We start from the raw sequence: 10,395 nt of genomic DNA, 5'->3' as shown, positions 1-10,395 counted from the left end.
TCACGGTCCAGCCCGGCCGGTTGCCCGAGCGTTCCCACGGCCGCGGCCTGCGTGCGCAGCATCTCCTCGAAGAACGTCCGCAGTCCCCGGTCGCGGTCCAGCCGGGTCCGGGCCGCCAGGAGGCCGTTCACCTCCTCGAACGGCACCGCGAGCGCCCGCAGTGCCTCGACCAGGTCCTCGTCCACCGGGAGCCGCGGGAACCGCGGGAGTTCGGGGAGCCGGGGGATCCCGGGGAGTCGAGCGGGCCCGGGGGACTCGGGGGACTCGGGGACGTGCGGCGGGTGCGGCAGATCGGGCGTTCTCGACGGCACTTCGGAGCCCTCCACGGGTGCGGCGTCCGGCCCGCCCGGCCGGCGGACCCGACCGGGCGACCCTACCGGCGGTCCGACCGCACGGTCCGGCCATGCGCGGCCATGCGGTCCGGCCGCGCCCGCCGCGTCCGCTACGCCCCCGGCCTCCGCCACGCCCGCAGCGCGCCCAGCGCCCGCCGGGCCGACCGGGTGGCGACCGGCGGCAGCAGGTCGAGCAGCAGCCGGCGCGCGCCCGAGCGCCGCGCCGCCGGACGGACCGCGTTGTTGAGCCGCAGCACCGACGCGCCGGCGATGCTGTCCTCGTCCACCGTGAACCCCTCCGACCGCCAGTCGCGCGCCAGCAGTACCCGCCGGACCGGCTCCGGATCGCCCCACATCCCGTAGAACTTCATCGGCGTCAGCAGCACCGGTCGCAGCCCGCCGGTGAACACCGCCTGCCAGACCGCCGCCGACACACCGGGCGTGTGCTCCGAGCGGTAGTCGTCCAGCACCACCAGGCCGTTCCCGGACAGCGCCCGCCGCGCCACCTCGATGTCCCCGGCCACGTGCTCGTAGAGGTGGGAGGCGTCGATGTGGACGAAGCGGCAGCTGCCGTCCGGGACCCGGCCGTCGGCCAGCACCGAGGTCGGCGCCTGCACGATGGTCGGCAGCTCCGGATGGAACGCGAGGTAGTTCGCCTCGAAGCCGCTCCTGGTGAGCGAGGCCCGGTAGGACATCGTCATCTCGGCGGCGTTGTCGGCGTCGCCCGCCTCCGAGTCGAACAGGTCGCAGACCGTCAGGCGCTCGCCCGGCCGCAGATGGTCGCCGAGCAGGACGGCGCTGCGCCCCAGGTAGCTGCCGAGTTCGAGGATGTCGCCGGTGGTGCCGGCCGCGCTCTGGGCGGTGAGGAGGTGCCCGAAGGCCTCCTGGTCCAGCCGGAAGAACCAGCCGGGGATGTCCTCCCGGCGCGCGGCGGGCCGGGGTGCGCCCGGTCCGGGGCCGGTCGCGGACCGGGCGGCACCGGCGGTGTGCGCGGTGTCCGCGGCGTCGGCGATGTCGGCACTGGGCACGGCGGTCTCCCTCGGGTGCGGACGGCGCGGGTCGGGGACCGGCCCGTGACCTGGCCACTCGCGGCGGCGCCGGGGTGCCGGACGGACCGGCCGCGGGGGTGGCGGTCATCATAGCCACGTGTCGCGCCGGCGGGAGTCCCTCGGGGAGCAACGTGTCCGGCGGTCCGCTCAGGCGTTCGGCAGGCCGCGTTCCAGTTCGGCGATCGTCTCGGTCAGCCAGGTTCGCTCCGCCGCGCTGGAGGCCCGGGCGACCAGCAGGATGCCGCGCCGGAACGGATTGGGTTCCCGCTCGGCGGTCACCGGGAGCCCGTCGGCGTCGTAGAAGAAGCTGCTCGGCGCCTCCAGGAAGGCGAGCCGCCGTCCGAGGACGGCGGCCTGCCGGGCCGGATCGGCCAGTCGGTCCAGGAAGGTGGCGACGGTGAAGAAGCGGATCTGGTCGGAGATCTCGACCTCGGTCGGCTCGGCCAGCCGCCGTTCCAGCTCGGCGCGCCCCTCGGCGGTCAGCTCCAGGACCTGCCGGGGGGCGGCGCCGGCGCCCGGCTCGGTGCGCCGCAGCAGCAGTCCGGCCTTCTCCAGCCGGGTGATCGCGGGGTAGAGCGCGCCGTCGCTGACCGGCCGGACATGGCCGGTCAGGCCGGTGATCAGGGCCTTCAGCTGGTAGCCGTGCAGCGGCTCGTCGTGCAGGAAACCGAGGATCGCGAGCGTCAGCACGGTCGGGGGCCCTCCGTTGTCGTGGCGTTCCGGCGTCGGTGTCGTCGGTGTCGTCGGTGTCGTCGGCGTTCCGGTCCGGAGCGGCGGTCGGCAGCCCGTGGCCGCGCGCTCCGTGACGACGCCACGATATCTCTTGTCGAGGTGCCTCGATTCGATGTATCTCTATTCGAGGTCATCGAGGCCATCGAGGTCATCGAGACCGAGGACCGACGGGGTGGTCGCCTCGGTCGTCGGCGCCTACTGGGTGGCCGGGCTGGGCGCCCCGGCGGTGGCCGCCGTCACTCTGGCCGGCACCGTGGAGAACCTGCTGCTCGGCCTGGTCCTGGTGGTCGCGTCCGGCACCACCGTGCGGCTCGCGCACGCCCACGGCGCCGGGGACCGGGCCGGGGCCGGGCGCGTCGCCCGGGCCGCGTGGCGGCTCTGCGCGCTCGGCAGCCTCCTCATCGCCGTCCCCGGCTTCCTGGCCCGGGACCGGATCGCCGCCGCCTTCCTGGACGGCGAGGCCGCCGCGCTCGCCGCCGACTGGTTCGCCGTGGCCTTCCCGGCCTTCGCGCTGTTCTTCGCCCAGCGGATCGCCGACGAGCTGTTCAAGGGCGTCGGCGACACCCGGACGCCGCTGCGGACGGCCCTGCTCGGCAATGCCCTGCTGCTCGTCCTGGACCCGCTGCTGATCCTCGGGCCCGGCCCGTTCCCGGCGCTCGGCGTGACCGGCGCGGCGCTGGCGCTGACCGCCTCCCGAGCGGTCGCCCTCGCCGTCACCGCCCTGCTCCGCCGCCGCCACCGGCTGCCGGCCCCGGCGGGCGGGCTGCTCGCGGAGGGGCGCGCGATCACCGCGACCGGCGCGCCGTTCGGCCTGGACTTCACCGCGCGGATGGGCGTCGGGGCCGTCCAGCTCGGCCTGGTCGCGGCCTTCGGCGTGCCGGCCGTGGCCGGGTACGGGGTGGGGTACCGCGTCCTGCTGATCGTCACCATGGCCTTCTACGCCGTCCGGCAGGCCGCCGCCATCGAGGCCGCCCGGCTGACCGGTGCGGCCCGGCGGGCCGGTGCCGACCCCGCCGCCGTCGTGCGCTCCCTCGCCCGCGACACGGCCAGGCTGGCCGGGGCCCTCGGCGCGGGCGCGGCCCTGCTCTGCGCGGCGGCCGCGCGACCGGTGACCGCGCTGTTCACCGACGACCCGGCGGTGTCCGGCGAGGCCGTCGGCTTCCTCCGGATGGCCGGCCTCTACCTGCTGCCCTACGCGCTGGTGGTCGCCCTCGGCGGAGTGCACCAGGCGGCCGGCGCGGGACGGCGACCGGTGCTCGCGGTGCTGTTCGGCCTCGCCGCCCAGCTCGCGTCGGGCGCGGCCCTGTCGGGTCCGCTCGGCGTCCGCGGCCTCTGGGCCGGGATGACGATCGGCGCGCTGGTCCAACTCGCCCTGCTCCTGCCCCCGGTGTCCCGCCGCCGGGCCGGGGCCGCCGGGGACGTACTGGTCCCGAACGGGCCTGAGGAGGCGTCAGAAATTCGGCCCTGGCCCGTAATCGGTGGTAACGAAGGGTGACGGTTGTCTCAGCGAGCCTGGGAATCGGCAGGGCGGCAAGCGCGCGTCGCAGCCGGGTCGGCTCGAGCCGGCCCCGATCCAGCGCGGCGTACATCGCGCCGTGCCCGCGCCGGTGCTCGGCCGCCGGCGACAGGTCCACCAACGTCTTGACCGGCCCGTCCGTGCACAACAGGGCGTCGCTGAGCTCGAAGAGCACATCCGCTCGCTTGTACAGACTCTCGTAGAACTCGACCCGAAAGCGGGACAAGATGCCCAACGCGTCACCTGTGGGCGCGTCGACGGGAAGACTCATGGGCAGCGGCCGTTCTCTCGTGCCTCTTGACTCGACATCTCGAAGCGTGGAGAACGGCCGCCTCTGCTGTCCTGGAAAGAACCGCAGATCAGCAGGTCGGGTGACCAGCGAGGTTAAACAGAAGAGCGAGGTTGAACAGAAAGCTGAGGCGGCTCTCGCACGGATGATCAACCCCGTCGTGCGGGGCTGGATGGCCTGTTACGGGGCCTTCCACCGTCAGGCGCTGTCCCCCCTGCTCCGCCGCATCAACCCTGTTGCTGCTGATGGCAGGGTGATGGAGTCGTCGGCCGGCACCTGTGGTCGGCGCTCTTCGGCGGACAGGAATGGTGAGGACGGGCGAAGGTCCCGACCGGGTGGCGGTCGGGACCTGTTGGCGCGTGGGGCGCCGGTTCAGAACAGGCTCTTCTCGACGATCGCGTCGTCGGGGAAGCGGGGGCTGGCGGTGGCGTTCCAGCTGAGGCCCATGCCGATGGTGTTTCCGGCGCCCCAGAGCGAGGGCCCGGTGCGGGAGGGGCCCGCGCCGTCGGTGGTGCGGTTCCAGCCGCCCCAGTTGGCTCCGCCGTCGCTGGACTGGTTCTCCCAGACGTTGCCGTCGGTGCCGATGCAGGCGAGGGCCTGGTGGGACATGTTGTGGTAGCCGGGGTCGCCGGGGCTGGCGACCCGGTCCGGCGGTCCGCCCCGGGCCACGGCCACGCTGGAGTTGCAGACGCCGCCTCCCGGCAGGGGGGTCGGTGCGACGGTGTCGTTCGGGTTGTTCACGTTGTAGCCGCCGGTCCACACATGGTGGTCCATCCCGACTGCGGCGATGTTGATGTACAGCTCCCGGTTGCCGGCCCGGTTGAACCAGGTCCAGGAGAAGATCGTGTTCTCTCCCGCCGGCAGGTTGGTGGGCAGCTGCCAGTTCGCCAGCTCCGTGTAGTTGGTGCGGTAGGAGATGCCGCCGGGTTGGATCTCCATGCGCTGGGTTGCCAGCCTGCCGTTCACCGTGAGCACGGTGACGCTTGCTACGTTGCCCATGAGCACCGAGACCGCGGGCGTCCCGGTGGCGACGGCGTTGCCCGGGACCCTGGTCCAGCCGGACCAGTTGTTGTTCTCCAGGTTCTGCAGCAGGGTGTAGTAGATGGCGCCGTCGACGCCGGTGTGGAAGACGGTGATCCGGCCGGCGATGGTGACGACGGTCGGTGCGTCACGGGTCTCGTGTGCCACGGGGATCTGCCGGTACGGGTTGCCGTTGTAGCTGACCCAGATGCGGTGGTCGAGGCCGGTGACGGCGGTGTACTCGATGCCCCCGGTGTTCAGGACGCTCGGCGGGAAGTCGCTGCGGGCGGATCCGCCGCTGTTGACCCATCCTGACTCCGGGCGCGCCGCAGCCACCGCCGGCGGCGCGGTAACCCCGGTCAGCAGGCCGCCGCAGGCCAGGGCCGCCAGACCGGCCCGGACTGCGGTTCCCCGCCGCCCGCCTCGTGAACGATTACCCGCTCGTGGATGTGAATACCTCATGACAGCACTCTCCTCGTCTCTCCCGACAGCGCAGCGTTTCCGAACTCTTCGATCCGAGGGCCCGGGTCACATCGCCTCCGATGCACCCGACCGATACAGCACGCTAGGGGCCCCGCGTCCGGGCGATGTCCTCTCCACGCTCTGCCCGTTGTCCCGGAGCGCACCGCAGTAGCGCCGGTGTCGTGGCGCGACTGGCACTCCCTCACCGAGACGCTGGAGCCCGAACAACCGGGCCGCCTACGACTGTGGCCAAGCACAAGGAGGCCCGGGCCGTCAACGCGGGTCTGCACAGGCCAACAGCCTGGAAGCGGGTCTGTCCAGCCAACGGCTCTGTCCGTGATCGGTGGTAGCGCCGTGTAGTGATCACTGGAGGAGGATGCGGTGGCGGAGCAGGGGAACCTGGCTCGGCCGTGCATCTGCCTCATGATCCGCTTGGTTTGCGTGTCGACGCCCTCGGTGCGGCCGTTGTGGTACGGGAGGGTGAGTCCGGCGTCGACGGCGCTTGAGGGCGAAGTCGTCGATGCCGAGCACGCGCGGGACGCGCAGCGGCGGTACCGCCCTGCGCATGAGCATCCGCAACGCGGTCGAGCGGGAGATCGCGCAAGCCAGCAGCCGGGAGAGGCGGGCGCCCGCCCGGCCCGCCAACTCCTTGACCACGGAGCCGAGCTGGTTGGCCAGACGGTTGGTGCGACGCTGATAGCGCTCCACAACACCGGGAACCTGCTCACGGAACGTCTGCCGCGGGCAGCCGAGCACCGGACACACCAGGCGCCGGACCCGCACCGACGCCACGACCCGCCGTCCATCCACCGGCACATCTGCGACTACCCGCCCGTGGAAGCCGTGCACCCGCCCCGTCGGCTGCCCGCACACCGGGCACGGCACCGGATCGTCCCGGGTCCGCGCCGACACCCGGATGACCTCGCCCTCGTCCGTCACGCCCTCGACGACCAGGGTCGACAGTCCCGAAAACACCACACCCACAAGCGGGCCGGAGCCAGAAATTCGGTTGAGCGAGCGGAATGCGCCTGCTTGAGCTGCGCACGATCGATTTCCGGGACCGGAGCGTGAGCTGTGGAACTGAACAGCAGTCACACGGCCCTGATCGGCGCCGCCACCGCGGCACTCGCGGCCGCCCGTAGTGAGCGGTATAGCGCGGTCCAGGGGCCGGTTACCGCCCCCGGCGTCGTCGTCGAGGCGCACACACCCTGTCCGGGCAGCCCGTCGACGGCTCCGACGGGCTGGCGATCCAGGACCACACGGCGCTCTGACCGCCCGCCGGACAGCACCCATGACCGAGCCGACGGCCGTGCCTCGGCACCCCGGGGGGCCGACCGTTCCGGCAACTCGGAGACCTGCTGCCCGAGAAGCCAGAAGACCGCGCTCGACCCGGGCCACCCGGCCGTCAGTAGGAACTCCCTGCGCATCGGCCTGCCCGAAGGGCTGACCCCGGAAGGCCTGCGCCAGGACCGGATCCTCGACGGAGCCTTCGCCACCGGTGACCCCCTCAAGCTCATGAGGCTCCTCGGGATCACCGACGCGACCGCCATTCGGTACGTCGGCGCCGCCTGTCCGGAGCGCACCGCGAAGCTGCCGAGGTAGCCAACCACCAGCGCATTGATCACGTGTCGCGGTGAACTGCGGAATCCCCGACCGCGCCGAAGACAGGCACGGCGGCGACCTGTCATGCCTGGTCGCTCCGATTGCTCGCGCGGTAGTGCCAGATGCCGGAGGTCCGGTGGTCGTACTCCGAGAACGCGTCAAGCGGTCCGACCCGCTCGTACGCCTCCTCGGTCCGCGGGTGGTCGCGGCGGGCCAGTGCCCAGGCCGCCTCCAGTCGCAGATCCTTGTCCTCCTCGTCGAGGAGCGCCAGGAAGGCGTCCAGGACGGGGGCGCTCCGGTCGTCGTAGTCGGAGAGGGACTCTGCGGCGCGCCGCCGCACCCAGAGGGTCTCGTCGCGGACCAGCACGAGCAGGGCGTCCCGGACCGCAGGCTCGAGTCGCTTGTCGGGAGTGAACCGCTGGGCGAACACCTGGGCGACGGAGGCCCGGACCTCGGGCTCGGGATCGTGGACGAGGCCGAGCAGCGCCGATGCGGCCGCGTCGCTGCGGGCGGCCCGCTCCCGGCCCACGCAGAACACGGCCTCGCTGCGTACGCTCGGATCGGGATGGCCGATGTACCGCAGGCCGATGGCCTCCTGCTCCGGATGCCCGTGGCCGGTGTAGATGTCCAGGACGGCGGCGAGGACCTGCCCGTCGGGCTCCTCCTGCGCCCAGGACGCCAGGAAGTCGACATCCTGAGCGACGTCCGCTGCGCGGTCCACCGTCGCCAAGAGGTTCCGGTGCCAGAAGACCTGCGCGAGGAAGCGGCGGTGCAGGGGATCGGGGTGGTGCCGCAGCGAGGCGAGCCCGGACCAGATGCGTGGGCCGCGGCGCCGGCCCAGGTAGTAGGCAGCCGCGAACCAGTTGCTGTCCCCGTCCTGCGCGTGCGGGACGGCGCGTGCCATCACTTCGTCGAGAGGCGGGAACACGTCGAACGCCCACTCGAGGTGGGTGAGGACAGCCCCGTGGCCGTCCCGCACGGTGCGACCGCCGAGGGAGAACTCGTCGATCGTGTCACCCTCAGGATCGTCGACCCGGCGCATGACAGCAGGTTCTGCGGCTCCGGTCCGCCTGCGCAGTTCTTCGACCACGCCCGTCTCGTGCCAGTACCGGGCCAGGTCCAGCAGTTCCCGCCGGGAAGCCTCGGGCAGGCGAAGCCGAGGTTCTTTCCCGAGTACTGCGTAGACCAGCGTGGGGGAGCCGGTGTCGACCGCCCGCAGCAAGGGAGTGCCACCGTCCGGAAGCTCGAGGTCCTGGTCGGCACCCCCGTCGACCAGAACCCCAGCGGTGAGGTGATCGAACCTGGCCACGGCGGCGCAGAGCAAAGGCAGCCCGTCGGGGCCCAAGGTGTCCGGCGCTGCCCCTTGTTCCAGACAGGTCCGCACCGTATCGGTGTCCCCGGTGGTCACGGCACTGACCAACCGGCCGGCCAGGTCCAACGACGAATCCGTCAACGGCTCCCCCTGATGGTGTGTTCGAAGTGAGCAACGTACCCGAAGCAACGAGTGAGTGCCGAGGCCACCCGTCAGCGACGAAGCGCCCGGTCGAGCGGGACCGAAGACGGTGCCACGCGGAACACGCTCGTAGGATCCCTGCCTGTGCAGCCTCAGCCTGTGGGTTCCAGCCGATGACCGACCGAGAATCCGCGAACCCGCGCACTTCCCCGACGTCCCGATCCGAGGTCCTGACCGGACGTCCTGACCCGACGGCCGAGCTTGGCGGAGCATCAGCGACGCCGTAACCTCCTGGCGGTGACTCTGACGGAGACGCAAGGCCTCGTATCGATGACCGACGGGGCGCAGCTGCATTGGAAGGCACTGGGGGACACGACTCGGCGGCCGGCCGGGGTCCTGCTCCACGGTGGCCCCGGGTTGCCGGACTATCTGGGCGGTGTCGCCCCGATGGTCGCGGACCTCGCGGCCGTGTACCGGTACGACCAGCGCGGCACGGGGTTGTCCGCGTGGCGGGGCCGACATTCCCTCGCCCGGCATGTCGAGGATCTCGCCGAACTCCTCGACGCGTGGGAGCTGTCCGAGGCCGTGCTGATCGGGCACTCCTACGGCGCCGGTCTGGCGAGTCGGTTCTGTCTGTGGCACTCCGACCGGGTGCGCGCCGTGCTGCTGATGTGCGGGCCGTTCGTCGGTGACTGGCGGACCGAGGAGCGAGCGGAACGCGGCCGCCGGATGTCCGCAGCCCAGCGGCAGCGGCTCCACGAGTTGGAGGAGTTGCCGCAGCGCACGGAGGAGCAGGAGGTCGAGCTGCTCACCCTGGCATGGTTCACCGACCACTCCGACCCCGAACGCGGGTGGCGCTGGGCGGCCCAGGGTGCCCGGCGGCGTCGGCCGGTCAACTGGTCCATGAACGCCGAACTCGGCACCGAAGGACGCGCCGATCCGCTCGACGGGCACCTTGCCGAACTGCGCGCACGCCTGCCCGTGCGGGCGGAGATCCTCGGTGGGGTCGACGATCCCCGCCCCGTGTCGGCACTCGAGTCGCTGGCGCTCCGGCTGGCTCTTCCGCTGACCCGGATCGAGGGCGCGGGGCACGAGCCCTGGCTGGAGCAGCCCGACGTGGTGCGTGCGCACCTGCGGCGATTCGTGCAGGACGCCGTGGGCGGATAGGGCTTCAGCGCTCAGTGTCCCGGAGCGTGGGTGCGGGTGCGGGTGCGGGTGCGGGTGCGGGTGCGGGTGCGGGCATGGGTGCGGTGGGTCGGTGGGCGGCCGGGAGGCGGGTGGCGAGGAATGTGCCGGTGGCGGCCACGGCTGCCAGGGCGATCAGGGCCGGGACGAGGGTTTCGGCCGGTGGGCGGCCGGCGGCGAGGGTGGTCGCGGCGGCCACGCCGAGGGCGGGGCCGATGTTCATCGCGGTCTGCTGGAGCCCGCCCGCGACCCCGGCGGTCCCGAGCGGCGCGGCGCGGACGACCGCCGTCGTCGCGGTGGCCATCACCGCCCCGAAGCCGGTGCCCAGCAGCAGGAACGCCGCGCTCGTCATGAGCACCGGGGTGTCGGGGCGGAAGCCCGAGGCCAGGAGGATGCCCAGGGTGAGCGAGGACATCCCCGCCACCACCGTCCGGCGCGGACCGTGACGTCGGCTCAGGATCGCCGAGACGGGCGCGGCCACCACCATCGCGAGCGCGAGCGGCAGCGCCCGGAGCGCAGAGGCGAGCGGGTCGAGGGCGAGCACGTCCTGGAGGAAGTAGGTGACGAGGAAGAGCGTGCCGAACAGGGCCGCCGAGGCGGTGAGCAGGACGCCCAGCGCGGGGGCCACGGTCGGGGTGCGGAGGACGGCCGGTGGCAGCAACGGGTGCCGGGTCCGCCGTTCGTGGCGGAGGAAGGCGGTGCCGAGTGCCGTCGCGGCCGCCAGCCCGAGCCAGACGGTCGGGGACAGGCCGTGC

7 protein-coding genes and 3 pseudogenes are annotated in these 10,395 nt (G+C 72.7%); 2 read left to right on the top strand and 8 right to left on the bottom strand.

The window, feature by feature from the left end; all coding sequences use genetic code 11:
- The 3 genes and pseudogenes from VR45_RS46770 to VR45_RS09185 all read right to left on the bottom strand — a co-directional run.
- A pseudogene (locus VR45_RS46770) lies at positions 1 to 311 on the bottom strand (hypothetical protein); the annotation flags it as partial.
- A 131-nt stretch (positions 312 to 442) separates the two neighbouring features.
- Entirely contained in the window at positions 443 to 1,225 is a 783-nt protein-coding gene (locus VR45_RS09190) for a class I SAM-dependent methyltransferase (protein ID WP_234325894.1), read from the bottom strand.
- Between the two features lie 303 nt (positions 1,226 to 1,528).
- Positions 1,529 to 2,071, bottom strand: coding sequence for a PadR family transcriptional regulator (locus tag VR45_RS09185; RefSeq protein ID WP_045939177.1), 543 nt, complete (start codon positions 2,069 to 2,071; stop codon positions 1,529 to 1,531).
- Between the two features lie 214 nt (positions 2,072 to 2,285).
- On the opposite strand from VR45_RS09185, the gene VR45_RS09180 reads away from it, so the two are divergent.
- Entirely contained in the window at positions 2,286 to 3,608 is a 1,323-nt protein-coding gene (locus tag VR45_RS09180; RefSeq protein ID WP_052708953.1) for an MATE family efflux transporter, read from the top strand.
- 7 nt (positions 3,609 to 3,615) lie between these two features.
- On the opposite strand, the pseudogene VR45_RS43805 reads toward VR45_RS09180, so the two are convergent.
- The 4 genes and pseudogenes from VR45_RS43805 to VR45_RS09160 form a co-directional block, all read right to left on the bottom strand.
- Positions 3,616 to 3,900, bottom strand: a pseudogene (locus VR45_RS43805) (transposase); the annotation flags it as partial.
- Positions 3,901 to 4,290: 390 nt separating this feature from the next.
- A complete protein-coding gene (locus VR45_RS09175) occupies positions 4,291 to 5,274 on the bottom strand; it encodes a hypothetical protein (RefSeq protein ID WP_045939176.1) in 984 nt (327 codons plus the stop codon).
- Positions 5,275 to 5,889: 615 nt separating this feature from the next.
- A pseudogene (locus tag VR45_RS09170) lies at positions 5,890 to 6,375 on the bottom strand (transposase family protein); the annotation flags it as partial.
- A 709-nt stretch (positions 6,376 to 7,084) separates the two neighbouring features.
- Positions 7,085 to 8,311, bottom strand: a complete 1,227-nt coding sequence (locus tag VR45_RS09160; protein ID WP_234325893.1) for a HEAT repeat domain-containing protein — start codon at positions 8,309 to 8,311, stop codon at positions 7,085 to 7,087.
- A 474-nt stretch (positions 8,312 to 8,785) separates the two neighbouring features.
- Between VR45_RS09160 and VR45_RS43795 the strand changes: the two genes are divergently transcribed.
- A complete protein-coding gene (locus tag VR45_RS43795) occupies positions 8,786 to 9,622 on the top strand; it encodes an alpha/beta hydrolase (RefSeq protein ID WP_078896352.1) in 837 nt (278 codons plus the stop codon).
- A 4-nt stretch (positions 9,623 to 9,626) separates the two neighbouring features.
- On the opposite strand, the gene VR45_RS09150 is transcribed toward VR45_RS43795, so the two are convergent.
- On the bottom strand, positions 9,627 to 10,395 hold a 769-nt coding region (locus VR45_RS09150; protein WP_045939175.1), incomplete at its 5' end, for an MFS transporter.

The organism is Streptomyces sp. NRRL S-495, from assembly GCF_000966955.1.
GTDB lineage: Bacteria > Actinomycetota > Actinomycetes > Streptomycetales > Streptomycetaceae > Kitasatospora > Kitasatospora purpeofusca.
The sequence above is the reverse complement of the archived record's forward strand: the minus strand, read 5'-3'. Positions and strand labels throughout refer to the sequence as shown.